20 protein-coding genes and 1 other annotated feature are annotated in these 17,788 nt (G+C 53.7%); of the genes, 3 read left to right on the forward strand and 17 right to left on the reverse strand.

The annotated features are described in order from the left end of the window. Positions 1-33: 33 nt before the first annotated feature. The 16 genes from D7M11_RS11425 to D7M11_RS11495 all read right to left on the reverse strand — a co-directional run bounded on the left by D7M11_RS11425 (position 34) and on the right by D7M11_RS11495 (position 12,727). Entirely contained in the window at positions 34-1,080 is a 1,047-nt protein-coding gene (locus tag D7M11_RS11425; RefSeq protein WP_120747344.1) for an NAD(P)H-dependent glycerol-3-phosphate dehydrogenase, read from the reverse strand. Continuing rightward, the gene (gene plsY / locus D7M11_RS11430; protein ID WP_120747345.1) at positions 1,077-1,709 is read right to left on the reverse strand and encodes a glycerol-3-phosphate 1-O-acyltransferase PlsY; all 633 of its coding nucleotides are present in this window, start codon (positions 1,707-1,709) and stop codon (positions 1,077-1,079) included. Before plsY ends, D7M11_RS11425 begins: the two co-directional genes overlap by 4 nt. A 13-nt stretch (positions 1,710-1,722) precedes the next feature. After that, entirely contained in the window at positions 1,723-3,045 is a 1,323-nt protein-coding gene (gene der / locus D7M11_RS11435; RefSeq protein WP_120747346.1) for a ribosome biogenesis GTPase Der, read from the reverse strand. A 216-nt stretch (positions 3,046-3,261) separates the two neighbouring features. After that, the gene (locus tag D7M11_RS11440; RefSeq protein ID WP_120747347.1) at positions 3,262-3,444 is read right to left on the reverse strand and encodes a capping complex subunit for YIEGIA; all 183 of its coding nucleotides are present in this window, start codon (positions 3,442-3,444) and stop codon (positions 3,262-3,264) included. A 3-nt stretch (positions 3,445-3,447) separates the two neighbouring features. Continuing rightward, on the reverse strand, positions 3,448-4,359 hold the full coding sequence (locus D7M11_RS11445) for a YIEGIA family protein (protein WP_120747348.1): 912 nt from the start codon (positions 4,357-4,359) through the stop codon (positions 3,448-3,450). Beyond that, a complete protein-coding gene (locus D7M11_RS11450; RefSeq protein WP_120747349.1) occupies positions 4,356-4,985 on the reverse strand; it encodes a hypothetical protein in 630 nt (209 codons plus the stop codon). The genes D7M11_RS11445 and D7M11_RS11450 overlap by 4 nt, the downstream gene beginning before the upstream one ends. A gap of 165 nt (positions 4,986-5,150) precedes the next feature. Further along, a complete protein-coding gene (gene rpsA, locus D7M11_RS11455; protein ID WP_120747350.1) occupies positions 5,151-6,377 on the reverse strand; it encodes a 30S ribosomal protein S1 in 1,227 nt (408 codons plus the stop codon). Positions 6,378-6,499: 122 nt separating this feature from the next. Next, positions 6,500-7,075, reverse strand: coding sequence for a lysophospholipid acyltransferase family protein (locus tag D7M11_RS11460; RefSeq protein WP_120747351.1), 576 nt, complete (start codon positions 7,073-7,075; stop codon positions 6,500-6,502). A 1-nt stretch (position 7,076) separates the two neighbouring features. Continuing rightward, positions 7,077-7,760, reverse strand: a complete 684-nt coding sequence (gene cmk / locus D7M11_RS11465) for a (d)CMP kinase (RefSeq protein WP_120747352.1) — start codon at positions 7,758-7,760, stop codon at positions 7,077-7,079. Positions 7,761-7,881: 121 nt separating this feature from the next. Beyond that, the gene (locus tag D7M11_RS11470) at positions 7,882-8,199 is read right to left on the reverse strand and encodes a hypothetical protein (protein ID WP_193556180.1); all 318 of its coding nucleotides are present in this window, start codon (positions 8,197-8,199) and stop codon (positions 7,882-7,884) included. Positions 8,200-8,240: 41 nt separating this feature from the next. Further along, on the reverse strand, positions 8,241-8,894 hold the full coding sequence (locus D7M11_RS11475; protein WP_120747354.1) for a flagellar brake protein: 654 nt from the start codon (positions 8,892-8,894) through the stop codon (positions 8,241-8,243). A gap of 175 nt (positions 8,895-9,069) precedes the next feature. Then, positions 9,070-10,422, reverse strand: a complete 1,353-nt coding sequence (gene ypeB, locus D7M11_RS11480) for a germination protein YpeB (RefSeq protein WP_120747355.1) — start codon at positions 10,420-10,422, stop codon at positions 9,070-9,072. 153 nt (positions 10,423-10,575) lie between these two features. Next, a complete protein-coding gene (locus D7M11_RS36725; protein WP_168928302.1) occupies positions 10,576-10,731 on the reverse strand; it encodes a hypothetical protein in 156 nt (51 codons plus the stop codon). Positions 10,732-10,783: 52 nt separating this feature from the next. After that, positions 10,784-11,479, reverse strand: coding sequence for a glutamic-type intramembrane protease PrsW (gene prsW, locus D7M11_RS11485; protein WP_120747356.1), 696 nt, complete (start codon positions 11,477-11,479; stop codon positions 10,784-10,786). A 131-nt stretch (positions 11,480-11,610) separates the two neighbouring features. Then, the gene (locus tag D7M11_RS11490; protein WP_120747357.1) at positions 11,611-12,213 is read right to left on the reverse strand and encodes a genetic competence negative regulator; all 603 of its coding nucleotides are present in this window, start codon (positions 12,211-12,213) and stop codon (positions 11,611-11,613) included. A gap of 184 nt (positions 12,214-12,397) precedes the next feature. Then, positions 12,398-12,727 carry a hypothetical protein gene (locus D7M11_RS11495; protein ID WP_120747358.1) on the reverse strand — a complete coding sequence of 110 codons (330 nt, stop codon included), beginning with the start codon at positions 12,725-12,727 and terminating at the stop codon, positions 12,398-12,400. A gap of 157 nt (positions 12,728-12,884) precedes the next feature. On the opposite strand from D7M11_RS11495, the gene D7M11_RS11500 reads away from it, so the two are divergent. Beyond that, a complete protein-coding gene (locus D7M11_RS11500) occupies positions 12,885-13,721 on the forward strand; it encodes a polysaccharide deacetylase family protein (RefSeq protein ID WP_120747359.1) in 837 nt (278 codons plus the stop codon). A 171-nt stretch (positions 13,722-13,892) separates the two neighbouring features. Here D7M11_RS11500 and D7M11_RS11510 read toward each other — a convergent pair whose 3' ends face one another. Then, positions 13,893-14,501: a CPBP family intramembrane glutamic endopeptidase gene (locus D7M11_RS11510; protein ID WP_120747361.1), complete on the reverse strand. Its 609-nt coding sequence runs from the start codon at positions 14,499-14,501 to the stop codon at positions 13,893-13,895. A 78-nt stretch (positions 14,502-14,579) separates the two neighbouring features. On the opposite strand from D7M11_RS11510, the gene D7M11_RS11515 reads away from it, so the two are divergent. Both D7M11_RS11515 and serA read left to right on the forward strand, forming a co-directional pair. Then, a complete protein-coding gene (locus tag D7M11_RS11515) occupies positions 14,580-15,503 on the forward strand; it encodes a hypothetical protein (protein WP_120747362.1) in 924 nt (307 codons plus the stop codon). A 269-nt stretch (positions 15,504-15,772) separates the two neighbouring features. Beyond that, positions 15,773-16,010: a binding site (T-box leader), on the forward strand. A gap of 86 nt (positions 16,011-16,096) precedes the next feature. Beyond that, entirely contained in the window at positions 16,097-17,689 is a 1,593-nt protein-coding gene (serA, locus tag D7M11_RS11520) for a phosphoglycerate dehydrogenase (protein ID WP_120747363.1), read from the forward strand. Positions 17,690-17,788: the final 99 nt, after the last annotated feature.

Here is a 17,788-nt window from a genome sequence, read left to right on the forward strand (position 1 = left end):
TCGGACTTATTGCGTGCAGGCGCGCGTCCAGCATCAAAGCATCCATTTATCGCCGAACGAATCGGCAAGCTCTTCGATTTCGTGGGTGCGAAGGCGACCCATCAAATGGCCGACGGCTTGGCGAGGTTCCTTGCCCGCGAACAATACCTCGTGCAACTGCTCCGTAATCGGCATCGATACTTCATATTGCCGGGATAGGGCGAATGCCGTCTTCGTCGTTTTCACGCCTTCCACGACCATCCCCATCGTCTCCAGCACCTCTTCGAGCGGTTTCCCTTGTCCCAATAGGTAACCCGCCCGCCAATTGCGGCTGTGCTTGCTCGTACACGTCACGACGAGATCGCCGATACCCGCGAGTCCGGAGAACGTTAACGCATGTCCGCCCATCGCCACCCCGAGCCGGGCAATTTCCGTTAACCCCCGCGTAATGAGCGCCGCCTTCGCATTGTCGCCGAAGCCGAGCCCGTCGGAAAGCCCGGCCCCGAGCGCGATAATGTTCTTCAGCGCGCCGCCGACCTCAACCCCGGTCACATCGGGATTCGTATAAACGCGAAAATACGAATTGATCAAAGCATCCTGCGCCTCTTCCGCCGCATCGAGCCGTTCGGCGGCGACAACTACGGTCGTCGGACAGCGCTGAATCACTTCCTCGGCATGGCTCGGACCGGACAGCACGACTAATCGGCCGGCGTCGATCTGGGGCAATTCCTCGGCCAGTACGGCCGTCATCCGTTTCATCGTACCGGGCTCGAACCCTTTGGTCGCATGAATGACCGTCACGGCCGAGTCCAAAAAAGGCTTTGCCTGCCTCGCCACCTCGCGCATGGCGTGCGACGGCGACACGAACAGCACAAGGCTTGCCCCGGCGAGCGCTTCCTCCATCTTAGCCGTGGCCCGTATGCGTTCCGGCAGTTCATAGTCGCCCGTATATTTGCGGTTCAAGCGATCCCGATTGATTTCTTCCGCCTGCGTCTCCGATCGGGTCCAGAGCATGACATCGTATTCATTATCCGCCAGCACCGATGCCAGTCCCGTTCCCCAGCTTCCGGCGGTAACAACTGCCGCTTTGCGCATGCTCATCCCGCCTTCTCCTTTCCGCCCGGCGCTGCGTTCGCTTTTTGCCCGAGTTTACTTTCTTTCCCCTTCACCAGCTTGACGATGTTCGTACGATGGCGCACGATCGCGAACAGGCCGATCACAATGGTAGCCCAGAGGGTCGAAGACGGGTAATCCATGAAAGCAACGATAATAGGAATGAGTACGGCAAACACAAGCGAGCCAAGCGAAACGTAACGCGTAAGCGCGATAAGCAAAATGGCGACGGCGCCTGCAATAAGCGCCGGTATGAAGCAAAGCGTTGCAGCTACGCCGATCGTTGTGGCGATGCCCTTGCCGCCCTTGAAGCCGAAATAGACCGGCCAGTTATGACCCGCGATAGCAGCAAGTCCGGCCAACGCCGGAATATAGCTGGCGTCCGCGTTCGCGCTGAACCAGATCCCGATCCAAACGGCCAAAACGCCTTTTGCGGCGTCCAGCAGCAGCACGGCGATAGCCGGACCGACGCCGATGACCCGCAGCGTGTTCGTCGCTCCGGCATTGCCGCTGCCGTGCTTGCGAATATCGATCCCTTTGAAAATTTTGCCGTACAAAAAGCTGAAACTGATCGAGCCGATCAAATATGCGAGCAATACCGGAACGATTTGTAACACAAGCTACCTCTCCCTATTCGTCGTCTGATTTTTTGCGCGTAAACAAGCGGATCGGCGTTCCTTCGAAGCGGAAAGCCGCACGGATGCGGTTTTCCAAATACCGCTCGTAGGAGAAATGCATTAATTCCGGATCGTTGACGAACAACAGTATCGTCGGCGGTTTGACCGACACTTGCGTCGCATAATTGATTTTGAGCCGTTTTCCTTTGTCGGTAGGCGGCGGATTGAAGGCAACCGCATCGGAGACGACATCGTTCAGCAGATGCGTCTGAACCCGCATCGCATGCTGCTCGCTTACCTCTACGACGACCGGCAGCAGCTTGTGCAGCCGCTGCTTCGTCTTGGCCGAGACGAATACGACCGGCGCATACGTCATGAACAGGAAATGATCGCGAATTTTTTGCGTAAATTGCTGCATCGTTTTGTCGTCTTTGTCCACGATATCCCATTTGTTGACGACGAAGATCGACGCTTTGCCCGCTTCATGGGCGTAGCCGGCGATATGCTTGTCCTGCTCAATGATGCCTTCCTCGCCGTTAATGACGACAAGCACGACGTCTGCCCGCTCGATCGCATGCATGGCGCGCATGACACTGTACTTCTCGGTCGTCTCGTACACTTTGCCGCGCTTGCGCATGCCCGCCGTGTCGATGAGCACGAACTTCTGCCCGTCTTTCTCGAAGGGCGTATCGATCGCGTCGCGGGTCGTCCCCGCCTGATCGCTGACGATAACCCGCTCCTCGCCCAAGATGGCGTTCACGAGCGACGACTTGCCTACGTTCGGGCGTCCGATGAGCGCGACCCGGATCGTATCCTCCCCGTACTCCTCGTCTTCCTTCACCGGCAGCTTCTGGGCGACCGCCTCCAGCAGATCGCCGATGCCGATGCCGTGCGCGCCGGATATCCCGATCGGATCGCCGAAACCTAGCGAGTAAAACTCATAAATGTCGTCCTGCCGCTTTAAATTGTCCACTTTGTTAACGGCTAGAATAACCGGCTTTTGCGCCCGGTACAAAATTTGCGCCACTTCCGTATCCGAGCCGGTCATGCCGGCCTTGGCGTCGACCATGAAGACGATTGCATCCGCCTCTTCGATCGCCAGCTCCGCCTGCATCCGGATCGACCTTAGCATTTGATCCTGACCGTCTATCTCGATCCCGCCGGTGTCGATCACGCTGAAAGAAGTGCCCATCCATTCACCGACACCGTATATCCGATCACGCGTAATACCGGGTTTATCTTCTACTATTGCGAGCCGATCGCCGATTATTCGATTGAAAACCGTCGATTTCCCCACATTCGGGCGTCCTACGATCGCCACGATGGGACGTGCCATCCGATTCAACTCCTACTTTCAAATTCCCTCGGTTATCGATCCGAAGCTTTCAGTCCTGTGCTGGACGACGGTCGTCGCCCTAGAGCTATACGGCTCATAATAATCACGCCTTCCATCATAACAAATTCGCCCGACAAAGTGAAGAAGCGCCCTTCTCCTGTATTTCGCCTGTATCCGTCATTCCCTAAACGGCAGACCGACACGATTCGACCGGCCTCACCCCTTATGGTCGACCAGTATCATCGTGCCGTTCTTCAAATCGTGTGCGTTAGCGTCCAAAATCTTTTCCAGCAAAAACGCGACCTCTTGCTGCTCCTTCTCCGTTTCGACAAGAAATATCGGTGCCCCACCCCCGACTTTGTGCGGTATTGTCGAAACGACAGCTAAAATTTTTCCCACCTGCTAAGCTCCTCCCTTTTTCGGCTGAGCTGCCGATTCGGACGGCATACGCACCGCGCTTTCGAGCAGCGGCACGCGCAGCAGCACCTTCTGGGCTTTCTCGGCATCCGGCTCCTGAAGCGGAACGTAAAGCGCCAGCCTGCCGTCGTTCATATCGAGCTTGCCCATCGGGACGAGCGCCGGCTCTCCCGAATCCCGGTATACGCCGAGAGTCGTCGCAAGATCGTGCAAAATCGCCTGACGCTGCCCGAGATTCGCCAGCGACACCCGGAAATTGCAATTTTTCGGCTTCAGGATGAAGCCGAGCGCTTGCTTTCGGATCGTATCGCGGTCCGCAGACAACCCGACGTTCATCATATAAATATTGCCGACGTACAGATCGGGTCCGTCGATCCGCACCTCCGCGCTTTCCACGTCGGCAGCGTGGGCGATTGATTTGCCGGATTTGAATATTTGCGAGACGAGCACGGCGGCCGCGCCGCAGGCGATCCCCCAGTAAATGCCCCACAGCACGGTAAACAGCGATCCGACAAAAGCGGTGAAGATAACGAGGTAATTGCGTCCCTCGAATACCATCGCGATCCCTTCGATATACGTGCCGCCGCGGGGAACAAGTTCCATTTCGTCCAATTTGCTGAGCGTGTTTCGCTCCATATTGCGAACGTCCCGGAACTGCTGGGCGGCCACAGTCAGAAAGGTGATCGCCGTATAATTTTTATCGAAAAGCGCCGGGACCGCAACCGAGCCAAGCGCCGCGGCAATGACGCCGAGCGCAATATGAATAATTCGCCCGTGCGGGTACGTCGGGTATTGCCTGTAATCCGTACGCAGCATCGTCAGTCTGGCTACCAGGCCAAGCACGATGCCGACAATAATGCTGGCCGTATACCGGTGAGCGTATGCTTGTTCGATCATTTTTTAGTTCCTTTCCATTTTCCCATAATCGTGCGGGACGCTCCCCGCGCCATAACGATCGTCGTTTCGCCGGCCAGCGACAGCAGGCGTGCCGTGAACAGCGCGAGCCACCACTGGTCCTGAAACCGCAACCCGCCGAGCGATATGCCCGTCCGCTGTTTATGAAGCCTCATATACAGGACCGTTCCAAACAGCAGCGCCAGGCTGAGGACTGCAATCTGATCTTTCGGGTTACGTACGAGCATCGCAGCCGCCACGGCAACCAGAAGACCCGCCGGAGCCCAACTGCCGTGGGGCCAAAAAAACGGGTTCAGCTCGCCGAGACGGGTAAACAGGTAATAGACGGAGCCGAGGAACAGTCCTATCGAGAACAGATGAACCGCGTGCAGCGGGAAGCGGCCTCCCAGCGCTCCGAGCACCGTGACAGCCAGCAGCGCCGCGACAGCTCCGTCGATAACTGCGGCATCCGCATGTCCGATTCGCAGCAAGCCGACCACAAGCCATAGGCCGAACACCGCCGCAATCGCTCTGTCCGATATACCGCCCAGCAAAGTGAGCTTCCAGCCGCTTGCCAGTAATATGAGCGAGATGCAAATGAAAATAAACGAGGGAAATCCGGGATTCATGACTCATCCCCTTATGGCGTAATAACCCATAGTATTTGTGAAACCCGCCCTTTTTAAGCAATAAGACAAAATAACCCCACAAAGTGGAATCTGAATTTGATGATGGGGGCTCGCCCAAATACGAAAAAGACGGCTTCGCGAGGAAGCCGTCCGTAAGAATTTATCTTATTTGAATTTGCTGAGCTTGTCGCCAAAACGCTCGCCGAGCGTCATGTTGAGGCTCTCCCGCGGAGGGATCGGTTCGTTGTGGTTAGAGCCGCGCGAACCGCCGCGATCGTTTCTGCGCTCGCGCTCCGGTTTCGCCGGCGCTTCAGGCGCTTCTTCCGTTTCTTTGATGCTGAGCGACACGCGCTTTTCGGCCGGGTTGAAATCCAAAATTTTGACGCTGACTTCTTGCCCTTCCTTAAGCACTTCATGCGGAGTGCCGATATGGCGATGCGCGATTTGCGAAATATGAACAAGGCCTTCGACTCCAGGCGCGATTTCGACGAATGCGCCGAAATTGACCAGACGTTTCACTTCGCCCTTCACGATCTCGCCGATCTGGAAGCTGCCCGCTGCTTGCTGCCAAGGACCCGGCTGCGTAGCGCGAATGCTGAGGCTGATCCGGTCATGTTCCGGGTCGACCTTGAGCACTTGCACTTGCACCTTGTCGCCTTCCGCAACAACGTCAGACGGCTTCTCTACATGATGCCAAGCCATTTCGGAGATGTGCACGAGACCGTCGATGCCGCCGATATCCACGAAGGCGCCGAATTGCGTTAAACGCTGAACCGTGCCGTCAAGCTGCTGACCGACTGTCAGGTTGCTCATCACCTGCTTTTTGTTCGCTTCGAACTCTTCGTCCAGAACGTCCTTCTGCGACAGAACGACTTTGTTCTTCTCGCGGTCGAGCTCTTTCACTTTCAGACGAAGCGTGCGTCCTTTGTAATCCGAGAAATCTTCCACGAAATGGCGTTCCACCATGGAAGCCGGAACAAATCCGCGAAGTCCTACGTCAACGACGAGACCGCCCTTAACGACTTCCTTCACTTGCGCTTCGATGATCGTGCCCTGCTCGAGCTTCGCTTGCAGCTCGTTCCAGGACAACTCGTTATCAACAGCGCGTTTGGAGAGCAGGAGCTTCTCCTTGTTATCGTCCAGGCTAAGCACCTTCAATTCGACTTCTTGACCGACTTGAACCGCTTCGGCTGCATTGTCCACGCTTACGCTCGACAATTCTTTCAGCGGAATGATGCCATCGTATTTATAACCGATATCGACAATAGCTTGATTGTCTTCGATTTTGACAATTTTGCCCTTGACGATATCGCCTTTTTTGTAGGTGGCTACGCTGAGCAATTCTTGATTGGCCGCTTCTGCGGATTCTTGAACATTGATTTCTTCTGACATTTGATTAACCTCCTCGACTGACAAACCGAACTGCGCGTTTACTTTTTCGCTTAGTATAATTCCAAGATACCATTTCCATACGCTCGAAGCAACGTTTGGGCGAATCTGCGAGCAAATGCAACTTACGAATGCGCCTGCTTGAGACTTTTTATGGTTGACATAATATGCTCGGTGGCCTGTTCGAGCGAATCCGAGTTTGCCTGTTCGCTAAAAGAAGTTAAGTCTACGGGCTCGCCGTAAATGACCCTCATTTTGCGAAACGGCTTGTACTCCCCGATAATCGCCACCGGAATCACGGCTGCGCCGGAACGAAACGCAAGACTTGCCGCCCCTTTTTTACCCATGCCGCCGCCCCGCGTTCCTTCCGGAAAGATGCCCAGCACGCCATCGTCTCCGAGGAGCTGCAGCGCCGCACGGATCGACTCTTTGCTTACACCGCCGCGTTTTACCGGAAAAGCGCCCAAACCTTTAATCATCGATCCGAATACCGGGATTTTGAACAGCTCCGCCTTGGCCATGAAATGCACCTTGCGTGACAGCGCAATCCCGACAAGCGGCGGGTCCAGCGTGCTGATATGGTTCGAGCACAGGATGACCGGTCCTTTGTCCGGAATGTGATGAAGCCCGGTCGTCTCGTACCTGTAAACCGTTTTGTAAAAGACGCGGCATACGAATCTGCCGAATCGGTATAACGACATATTATCGGATCCCCTTGCCTGCTGCCGCTTGCGCCAGCTCCAGAATGCGCTCCGCGACCTGGGTAACGGTGAGGCCGCTCGTGTCGAGCAGGACCGCATCCGGCGCCTGAACAAGCGGCGACGCTTCGCGCTGCTCGTCCTTGCGATCCCTCTCGGCTATTTCTTGCTCCACCTGCTCGAGCGTGACGTCTTCGTGCTTCGCTTTCATCTCCAGGTAACGCCGCTCGGCCCGTTCCCTCACGCTGGCCGTCATGAATATTTTCAGCTCCGCGTCCGGTAAAACATGCGTGCCGATATCGCGCCCGTCCATCACTACGCCTTTGGAGCGCGCCATGTCCTGCTGCTTATCTACAAGCAGACGACGGATCTCCGGAATCGCCGCTATAGCGGATACGTTCTGGGTCACCGCTATAGAACGAATATAGTCGGTCACGTCTTCGCCGTCCAGCAGCACCTGCTGGGCTTGTTCGCCAGGATGCAGCTCGATGCGAAGCGCGGAAGCCATCTCGGTAAGCCGCTGCTTTTCCGCAGGCGAGATGCCCGCTTGAAGCGCTTTCCAGGTCACTGCACGGTACATGGCTCCGGTATCAACATAAACAAAGCCGAGCAGTTTGGCGACGATCCGCGCAACGGTGCTCTTGCCGGCAGCACCCGGTCCGTCGATCGCAATATTAAATTTGTCCAACGAAAAGCGTCCTCCCTTACGACTGTGCAGGTTGCTCCGATCGACTGAACTGGAAAAAAGCAGGCCATGCCTGCATTATCGTAAGAAATTATACCATACCCTCACTGTCGTTGCAAAACAATTACGGCCCGTCCTGAGAACGATAGCGCTGAAACGGGACGCCTTCCATCCGCTCTACCGGGACGATCCATGCCCTGATGACCGGGACGGATAGCAGCAGCTGCGCAGCGACTAGAAGTACCAGTCCCGTCCCTGCCGCCCGGCGCAAAAACGTCTCGAAACGGCTGGAAAAAGCGATAAAGGTGTCCTCGTAGCAGGCACGATTCGATACCGAATCCGTATGCTGTTGTCCGTCCGCTGCATTGGCAGCATTATCCGTATAGTCGTCAGGCATGCCCAGTTCCCACCGTTTTTGGTTCGATCGTAGCAGTATGCCCACGATCGCGGCTGGGCATTCGCTTCCAAAGGCTTGCCTTCCTGTTACTGCTTGCGGATGTCCAGCTGACGCTCGAAGCAGTACCGGATGACGCGCTGTCGCTCGATATCGGGAATGTCTGTGAACTGAACCATCACAATGTTTTTCCCGTTCTCGAGCGGCTTCACCCGAACGATTTCCCCTTTGAAATAAGCATGTTCGATCGTGCCGTTACGATACGGAATGAGCACCCAGCATTCGATCGCGGAGCGCTCTTTGACTGCAATCCGTTCGTCGCACTCCAGCGAAACGCCTCCGCCGCTTACGTCGTTCGTCAGAGCGGTAAACATCAGCTTGTCCGACGCCTTCACAGCTATCTCAAGCTCGGCCGGCACGCGCAAAAAATTGCGCCGCTGCACCTTCGTAATCTGATCCGGCTCCGGCGGTTTGATCAGGACTAGCCGGATCACTTCCTCTTTGAAGCCTAACACGACCGTATTGAAGTAATGTTTGACGCCGCCCTCCATCATAAAATAAACGCTGAGCTGGTCGCCGGAGTATAGCCGCTTCAAATGACCGGTCTTGTCGTGGATCGGAACCTCCATCGATATGTAACTCGAGTTGATATCGGCAATTCGCGCCTTAAACTCCTGACCCGCCTCTTCAGGATCGATCGAATTTACTTGCACGTATAAAATCTGGTTCACTTTTGGAAGCACGTCATGGTCCTCCCGACCCCTATGATACTTTAGTCCTACGAATTGTCAGGTAGTACAATTATACCACGGGCGGATGACATGCGAACATCAAATTTATGAATTCCCCCTACACAATACCCCAAAATCAGCGCAACGCGCAAAAAGCCGTCTTTTGACGGCTTTTGTCGATTGCTCTTCAAGATACGGCTTCGGCCTCGGCGTGACGCAGCTGCTCGACTTTCTCTTCAGCTCCCGTATCTCCATTAATATAGATCCGGTACGTCGAACCGTTTACGCCCCCAGTGAACTGATAGCAGAGCACTTCCTGGTCGATATCGTTTTTAATAAGCGCCAGCGACTGGTTGAGTGTGTTAAAGTTCGAATGCAGCGACTTTTTCGCCTCCTCCATCGTAAGCGCCGGCGTTTTTAGATCGCGCTTTTTATGCTCGAAAATGTAATCGGCGGCCTGAATGCCCATCACATCGCCATTATCGAGCGCCACCTTGACGGTCACCTTTTCCGGGAAAACAATCACGTCGTTTTGCTTCGCCGCGAACGTCAGGCTGGCGATATGATGACTAGCGTCATAGCTGATCGGCGTCATGTCGGGATAGTCGTGCGCGGCCAAATACGTGCCGGCGGCATCTCTCGCCTGCTCCGGGCTAATTCCGGTTGAGGCCACGTCGCGCGGGTTCATGAACCAGATTAACTGGCCGCCCTTTTTCGTAAAATCCATCGAAACGTCTCCGCCGCTTTCGTTTTTGCCGGATAAGCTGTACGAATGGTACTCGGTGCCGGCGCCGTTTTCTACGACACGAACGTCGGACAGCGGTTTGTCGTTCATGATTTTGGCCGCTTTTTGTCTGATTTCGTCCTCTGTGGCTTCTTGACCGGATAAAGCCGTGTACGTCCGCTTCTCGAACATGGCGGCCATCGAAGGACCCCAGTTCATTTCCTTATATTCGCTTACCTTTTTATCCACCGTCTGGAATCCGTCGATAATCGTATTGTCGAGCATTTTTTCTTCCGAGGCGAGCGCCACCTCGACATCCATCCAGCGCAAGCTGCTTGCAATTACTTTGGACTGCACGTCGCGCAGATCACTCGAGATTTGCTTCGAATGCTCGTACAGCGCCGTTAATGTTTTCATCTCGTCTTCGCTCAGCGGCTCCTTCGTCAAATCCCGGACCGAGGCGCGATACGAGAAATTGGCGATATTGCTGAGAAGTTCCTCCGTTTTGTTGAACGGAAGCAGCGTAAGCGGAAGCTGGTTGATTTCGTTTTGCGCTTCGCTCGTGATCCGCCATACGTTGATAAGCCCTTTGCGCTGTGAAGCGTAAGACTGCGAGTTCAGCGCAAGCGTATTGCCGAGCTCCGAATGAAGCTTGTCGACATGGTACGACAAATCGTGAAACGCCCGCTGGTACTGATTTTCCGCCTTGATCAAAATCGAGTTTTTCTCCTGGTTGACCTGATACCCCCACAACACCGCACCGACAAGCAGCACCGTCATGATCGGAAATAGGATGGCACTCAGCCTTTTGTACATGGTGTTTTCGCTCCCTTCCATTACCACATTTGAGATATAGTTTTCGTTATTGCCGAATGTTTATGCATGTCCGGCGCGCCTAAATATGCGTCCTGGAAAAAACAAAAAGAAGTCTTGCGTTATGCAAGACTTCCTTCGCTTGTTCGCCCAAAGTTATGGGGTCGGTTCAATCTCGAAGTCGACTTGATTGTTGCACAGACACATCTTGAATCCTGTTTCGATGCGTCCTTTTTCCTCCTTGCCGCGAAGCACGAACCGTTCTCCGCACCGCAAGCATCGGATCGATACTTTCACTCTCGTTCCTATCATATGTTTCCTCCGGTTTTCTCATTACCTTATACCGGAAGTATAACCGGATTTTTCATATTTCAATCTCTTCCTCCGGGCGTACGGAGCGAAAAGGCGATTTGGCATTCGCCCGGTTGACGTTGCCGATGCCGCGAACCCATAAATAAACCATGACCGGTACGATGAACCAGATCCAGTACGTTTTCGTTTGCAGCAAAATATAATCGAACGTCCCGTGCCAAAAGATCGGTACGGCGAGCGAAGCGAGCAGCAGCCTCGATTGGTGCTTCGGATTGCCGAACTTCGCTTTGCCCATATAATAGCCCATCATGACCGCAAACAAGGCGTGGCCGGATACAGGCAGAAAAGCGCGGAACAGCAAAGCAGAGAACGAAAATTGATTCAGCAGCGCATAGATGACGTTCTCCAGCGTAGCGAAACCGAGCGATACGGCGACCGCATACACAATCCCGTCATAAGGCTCGTCAAACACCGTATGCTTGTATATCGCATAATATAAAATAAACCATTTGAAAAATTCCTCGATCGTACCCGTTATGCCAAAAGCGAACACGGCCGGGTTATCGCCGAAGCCGAGCACGAGCGCTCGCTGCAGCACCATCGTAGGAAATACGAGCAGGACGCCATATAAGAAAAAGCGGGCGACCATATGGATCGGCTCGGAGTGGTACCGATCTTTCAAATAGAAATAGGATAGCAGTGCGATTCCGGGCGCTACAGCGGCTGTAACGACCGAGAGCCATTCCATCGATCATCCCTCCTAAAACTCCTTATTCCAAAACCTTTGCGGGGAGCCCCGGAACAGGAAAAAGCATCCGCAAAAACGTTCGTTTTCGAAGATGCTGCTCGTTATCCATTATGGCGATTTCCGAGTATCCGTTACTTATGGAAATGCTCGCATAGCGTTTGAATAGCCGCTCCATCGATAATTTTTTTGCCGTATTCGTCCAAAACCGCGGTTGTAACCGAGGTAGCGTCCCCGTATTCGGACAAGATGGCGATTAGGGCCTGATACAGAGGCTCCTCCATCTCTTCCGGGTCGATCTGCAAAATGTATTTATTTTTATAAGAATAAAGAACTCCTTCGGTAACGCCGATTCTGGACGCTACGTGAGAAGCCTTAAGCAAATATTCGAAGTCGTGAAAGGCATAGGAGATGACGTCGCTTTGCTCCAGGGTCACTTCCATTTCGTAAACTTCTTCCGCTTCTTCTTCGTCGACCGGGTCCGTCGGATTTTGAACTTTACCTCGAGTTACGATCACAACCATTCCTTGTGCCGGAAGCGCGAAAACTTCCACCGCAAGCGGTCCCGATGCGTCAAAGCCGAGCTCTGTATGTGCCTGCTCCATCATCTCGCTGAACAGTTCATGGACTTTCGGAATTTCGCGCCACATATCCTCTTTTTGGATGCCGCGCTCCGTCAGGTCGTCGAATGTCAGGAAAATCCTTATCTTATCTACACTCAGACGTTCAATTCTCATGACAGGACCTCCCTTCCACCTCTGTTGTAACAGAGTATGATGCTATTCAAAAAATGGTGAGTTGAAAACATGGGCATGTATAGTCCATGTTACCATGTTTTTTTTGCCGACGCTACTTAAAACTTAACTAAAAAAAAGCCCGCTTCCCCTGAAGGAAAACGGACTTTTTTTTAGACCCTCTATTTTACTGTGTATACGACCGACCCGATTGGCCGAGTATTTCATCAACCTCTTTTTTCACGTTCGGATCGCTCTTGATCATGTTCTCCATTTCCTTGAAATCCGCATCGTCGCGACCGGCGTTACGACCGTTATCGCGGCTCATATCCCGGGTATGAGAAGACGACGAGGAGGAGCGGAAATGCCGATTGTTTCTTTGATTCGCTTTGGCTCCGTTCATCGAAGTGCCGAACATATCCGACATTCCGGCAAACGACCAGGAGCCGCCCCGGTTCATATACATGACGGCAGCCGCGCCAACGATACCGCCAAGCAGAAAGGCGCCCATTTTCATCGCTTGTACCTCCTTGATGTGTTTAAGGTTCAAGTGTAGGTTGTCCCTCGGCCGCTGCGTCATACGTGAAAAAAATAGGAACCCGATCCGTTTATTCCTCCTGTACTCAGGCCAAAATAGTCCCGAATCTCATCTCAGACGTCGGGAGTCGAATACAATGATCCCCTATTTGCGGCACGGCAGCCCCCTTGCCCTTGCTCTCTTCGCCTTAAGCTTCCTGCTTGCAGGGTGTCACGCCAACCAACCGCCGGCTGCCGCCGCCGAAGCGTCACTTCAGCAATCGGCGCCGGAGGAGCACAGCGGAAGCCTTGAAAAACTCAACCTAGTCGGTGCCGCCGCTGCGGCTAAAACGTACATCATGAACAGCAATTACGATATTGTTCCGATAGATCCAAGCGGCGACAAGAAGGTCGTGCTGCTCACGTTTGATGACGGGCCGAATGACCGCACTCTTCTCGAGCAGATGACGTCCGCTTTGGCCAAACACCGGGCAAAAGCAATCTTTTTCGTAAATGGCTATCGCGTGCAAAAACATCCCGAGCTGCTCCTGCTTCTCCATGAGCGAGGCCATACGATCGGCAATCATTCGTGGGACCATATCGATTTGAAGCGGGAGCCGGAAGAGCAGGTGATCCGGCAGATCCGGAGCGTTCAGCAGCTCGTAAAAGAGACGATCGGAGCGGCTCCGACGTTTTTCCGGCCTCCTTTCGGTTCGAGCGGGGCGCTCGTCAAAAAGAAGGCGAAGGAAGAACATCTGCTGTTCATGACGTGGTCGAACGGCTCGGAGGACTGGCTCGTTCAAAACCAAAAACCGGAACGTGTCATCGAACGGGTTTTGCAGCAGCTGCATCCGGGAAGCAATATTTTAATGCACGAGCTGCCCTGGACAGCCGCAGCGCTCGACGATCTGCTAACAAAGCTCGAAGAGAAAGGCTACTCCTTCGTCGACCCTGCATCGATTGACACGGCTAACTCCTACTCCCCGTACATCTGATACCAGAAAATGATTCCCATTGTTAACAGGATGAGCAGTACGACGAGACTTGCGTGAAAAATGCGGGTCGCTTTCGTATTATCGGTTGCGTGGATGACCCTTCTTGGCGGAAGGCGCATTTCATCTTCGCCTGGCATTTGCTGTTTACCCTGCTGTGTACGGCTCTTGCTGTCAGCCTTCCCCATCTTGTTCATCCTTTCCGTAACGAATCAGGCAGCCCATCACAAAATCGATGGCAAAGTGAGCGGCGATCGGCGTCCACAGCGAGCCGGTCAACAGGTACATTTTGCCCAGGCCGTAGCTGATCGCAAATACCATCCCCGTCATCAGCCAATGGCGCAAATAACGAACGTGAATCGCGGCAAAAAGGATGCTCGTCCAATACGGGCCCAGCGCATGCTGGATCGCGCCGCGAAACAGCAGTTCCTCGCAGACTGCGACGACGAACGACAGGACCGCAATATGCCATAACGGGCGCAGCCGGAACAGTTTCTTGTTGATTCCGCCGTCGTCCGTTACTTCCTCGGGCACCCAGCGGGCGATCAGAAAATCCAGCAGCAGCACGGCCGCCGTAAACAGAAGCGCCCATCCCCATGCCGACAGCCGATCTGGAAGCCGCAGCAGATCAATCAGCGATTGGGACTGAAATAATACGATGATGATGCCGATAATAAAAGTAATGGCTTGCGTCATGTACAAATTGATCAGCAGCAGCCGGTCGTCCAACTCGCTCGGATCGATTTTGCGGATGCGGAAACGTTTGAAGTTTATTTTTTTCATGGTCCCTCCGGGGCACACGGTTCACATTTTAGGTAGAATAGCCTATACTAAAAAACATTCTGGACAAGGGGTCATATTATGGAATCGCGTCTTACCCGCACGGACTACATTTTTTCGCTTATTCTCGTATTTATGCTCGTCTGTGTAGCCGGGGCCTTTTTCTTTGGCTTTCAGATCGGTCAAAACCGCGCGGAAGCCGAATTTTTGGCGAAAACAACACCGAAGGAAGAAGCCGCCGCGAGGCCGGGAGCTTACGATCAGCAGTATCTCGTTTCCTTTTATCATACGATCTACGCGCCTTATCGCGAATTTACGAACCGCTGGTTCGACAAAATGAAAGAGCTTGAGCTGCAAAACGGAGTCGATGCCTCCGCGGTTATGAAGGAATTGTCCAAAAGCGCCGACGAGAAGTATTCCGCTCTGGCAAACGCCGCTACGTCCGACACGTCTCCGCTGCTTGGAGAAGCGCATCAAAATTTGGTTAAGAGCATGAAGCTGTTTGCACAAACAACGAAACAATATCAATCGAAGGCCAATGCGATGAAACCGGGCGCTCTGATTGACGAGATCGACGGCGATTCCTATACGCGCGAAGCAAAGAAACTGGCGCTGCAGGCCCAGCAGCAGTATTATGCCGCCATCGTCAAATGGAACGAAACGATCGAAGCCGAGGTGAAAGGCGTCAAACTGCTCGGTTTACCGAATTTGACAGCCAAAGACTGGAGCCAGATGAATTTGAACGTCAAAAATGCAGCCGTATCCTCGATTATGCTGAAGGATCAACGTTTCGGGCCGCAATACCCGCAGGATTTGACGGTCCGGGTGGACGAGATGTTATCGAACGGGCAAGCCAAAAAAATGAACCTGAACGATATCGAGTCGATCGTGAACGTGCTGATCGATACGAACGCAGCCCGTAAAGGCGATTATCTTTCGAGCAAGGAGAAATGGTATTCGGGCGAAACGATCCCGCAGCTGCCTTTCTTTTACGAAAATAAGTAGCTCCAGGTTACAAGGACCATCGCCTCTCATATTTAGAAGATAGCGAAAAAGACTGGCAAGTTCAAGTTTGCCTGCCATACAAACCGCATTCCGGTTACCGGCGGCTCGAATTGTGTCCATTTTTCGAAGAACCCGTCCTCTCTGTTTCGTGGTGTCATAAATGTGTCTTAAATTCATTGACACGCCTGCGTCAGCGTGGTAAAGTATAAAAAAGCTTCTGATCGAAGTTCTTCGTAAAGATTAGCAGCTGATCAAACAACGAAATCTTGTAAATGACAATGACGGAGAATAGTAGGAAGGAAGCCTACAGAAAGCCGGTGGTTGCTGCGAACCGGTGGCGAACGTCTTACGATCCACTCCCGAGTCGATGCGCGAAACCGTACGCCAAGCGCAGCCGGCTGAGCCCGTTAACGCTCTGGTCCGCCGACAGGCCGGACCGACTAAGGCGGTACATGCGAATGTATCGCGAATTAGGGTGGCATCGCGAACCAGACTCTCGTCCCTATATGCGGATACATATCTGCATGGGAACGGGAGTTTTTTGCTTTTGTATAACACATACTGACAGAAGACTTAAGGAGGAGTATTCACAAATGTTTAAAGTATTGGTATCGGACCCGATTAGCGATCTGGGCTTGCAGCAGCTTACGGAAGCAAGCGATATCGAAATCGTCAAACAAACGGGGCTCGGCGAGGATGAGCTCGTTAAAATCATTGGCGGCTTCGACGCTCTGCTCGTTCGTTCGCAAACCAAAGTGACGCGCCGGATCATGGAAGCCGGAACGAATCTGAAAGTCATCGGCCGTGCGGGCGTCGGCGTAGACAACATCGATCTGGAAGCCGCCACAAGCCTCGGCATCGTCGTCATCAACGCGCCGGACGGCAACACGATCACAACCTGCGAGCATACGTTCGCCATGATGATGGCGCTCGCCCGTCACATTCCGCAAGCGTACATGAAGACGGTAAACGGCGATTGGGACCGCAAGTCGTTCGTCGGCGTCGAACTGCGGAACAAAACGCTCGGCGTGCTCGGACTTGGCCGCATCGGTGCCGAAGTAGCGAAACGCGCGATCGCGTTCGGCATGTCCGTGCTTGGCTACGATCCGTTCATGACGGAAGATCGCGCCGAGAAGCTCGGCATCAAGCTTGCAACCGTTGACGAAATCGTGCGGAACGCGGATTTTATGACCGTGCATACCCCGCTTACGAACGAAACGCGGCATATGATCAGCAGACCGCAGTTCGAAGTGATGAAGAAAGGCATGCGTATTGTGAACTGCGCGCGCGGCGGCATTATCGACGAGATGGCGCTCGTGGAAGCTGTGGACGAAGGCATCGTGCACGGGGCGGCTTTCGACGTATTCGAGCATGAGCCTCCGGCTGCCGATCATCCGTTCCTGAAGCATCCGAAAATTATCGTGACGCCGCATCTCGGCGCCTCGACAATAGAAGCTCAAGAAAACGTCGCGATCGACGTAGCCGAGCAAGTGATTCACATCCTGCGGAACGAGCCGTTCAAAAACGCGGTGAACATGCCGCCGATTCCGGCCGAGCTGCTGAACAAAATCCAGCCTTACTTCAAGCTATGCGAAAAACTCGGCAATTCGCTGGCGCAAATGACCGATGGCGCCGTTCGCGAAATTACGATCAACTACTCCGGCGAGCTTGCCGATCTCGATACGAATCCGCTCAGCCGTTACGTGCTGAAAGGGATTTTGTCCCACCACCTGGGCGCCGAGCAGGTCAATGCCGTCAACTCGATGCATTTAGCCAAGCAGCGGGACATCAATATCGTGATCCAGAAATCGCTCTCGTCGCAAGGTTTCTCGAACCGGATTACGCTTTCGCTGAAAACGAAAACGGAGGAGCGCTGGTTGTCGGGTTCGCTCTTGTCCGGCTTCGGCGAACGGATCGTGCAAATCGGGCCATACCCGGTGGATATCGCAACGGAAGGTCATCTGCTGCTGATCTCGCATATGGATAAGCCAGGGATTATCGGCCGTGTGGGCACCCTGCTCGGCAACAACGATGTCAATATCGCTACGATGCAGGTCGGACGTACTGATGTAGGCGGCTCGGCGATTATGGTGCTGACGATCGACAGACAAGCGACGAAGACGGTGCTGGACCAGTTGTCCGCCCTGCCTGAAATCAAGCGTGTTCGCGAAATTACGCTCGACTAATGCCACTTGAGGCCGTTTAAGGGGAATGTTTCACGAACAACAAGATTTGTCGCGCTTGTTCAACAATTTATAGCCTTCTATCGACTTCCGATTTGACGC

The organism is Paenibacillus ginsengarvi, assembly GCF_003626695.1.
In the GTDB taxonomy this organism is placed as follows: Bacteria; Bacillota; Bacilli; order Paenibacillales; family NBRC-103111; genus Paenibacillus_AB; species Paenibacillus_AB ginsengarvi.

Bases quoted from the DNA above. Each gene is read 5' to 3' on its own strand.
- D7M11_RS11450 (WP_120747349.1), bottom strand. From the start codon at position 4,985: ATGAATCCCGGATTTCCCTCGTTTATTTTCATTTGCATCTCGCTCATA.
- der (WP_120747346.1), bottom strand. From the start codon at position 3,045: ATGGCACGTCCCATCGTGGCGATCGTAGGACGCCCGAATGTGGGGAAA.
- serA (WP_120747363.1), top strand. From the start codon at position 16,097: ATGTTTAAAGTATTGGTATCGGACCCGATTAGCGATCTGGGCTTGCAG.
- D7M11_RS11500 (WP_120747359.1), top strand. From the start codon at position 12,885: ATGATCCCCTATTTGCGGCACGGCAGCCCCCTTGCCCTTGCTCTCTTC.
- rpsA (WP_120747350.1), bottom strand. From the start codon at position 6,377: ATGTCAGAAGAAATCAATGTTCAAGAATCCGCAGAAGCGGCCAATCAA.
- D7M11_RS11445 (WP_120747348.1), bottom strand. From the start codon at position 4,359: ATGATCGAACAAGCATACGCTCACCGGTATACGGCCAGCATTATTGTC.
- prsW (WP_120747356.1), bottom strand. From the start codon at position 11,479: ATGGAATGGCTCTCGGTCGTTACAGCCGCTGTAGCGCCCGGAATCGCA.
- D7M11_RS11460 (WP_120747351.1), bottom strand. From the start codon at position 7,075: ATGTCGTTATACCGATTCGGCAGATTCGTATGCCGCGTCTTTTACAAA.
- D7M11_RS11495 (WP_120747358.1), bottom strand. From the start codon at position 12,727: ATGAAAATGGGCGCCTTTCTGCTTGGCGGTATCGTTGGCGCGGCTGCC.
- D7M11_RS11490 (WP_120747357.1), bottom strand. From the start codon at position 12,213: ATGAGAATTGAACGTCTGAGTGTAGATAAGATAAGGATTTTCCTGACA.
- ypeB (WP_120747355.1), bottom strand. From the start codon at position 10,422: ATGTACAAAAGGCTGAGTGCCATCCTATTTCCGATCATGACGGTGCTG.
- D7M11_RS11425 (WP_120747344.1), bottom strand. From the start codon at position 1,080: ATGAGCATGCGCAAAGCGGCAGTTGTTACCGCCGGAAGCTGGGGAACG.
- D7M11_RS11515 (WP_120747362.1), top strand. From the start codon at position 14,580: ATGGAATCGCGTCTTACCCGCACGGACTACATTTTTTCGCTTATTCTC.
- D7M11_RS11510 (WP_120747361.1), bottom strand. From the start codon at position 14,501: ATGAAAAAAATAAACTTCAAACGTTTCCGCATCCGCAAAATCGATCCG.
- D7M11_RS36725 (WP_168928302.1), bottom strand. From the start codon at position 10,731: ATGATAGGAACGAGAGTGAAAGTATCGATCCGATGCTTGCGGTGCGGA.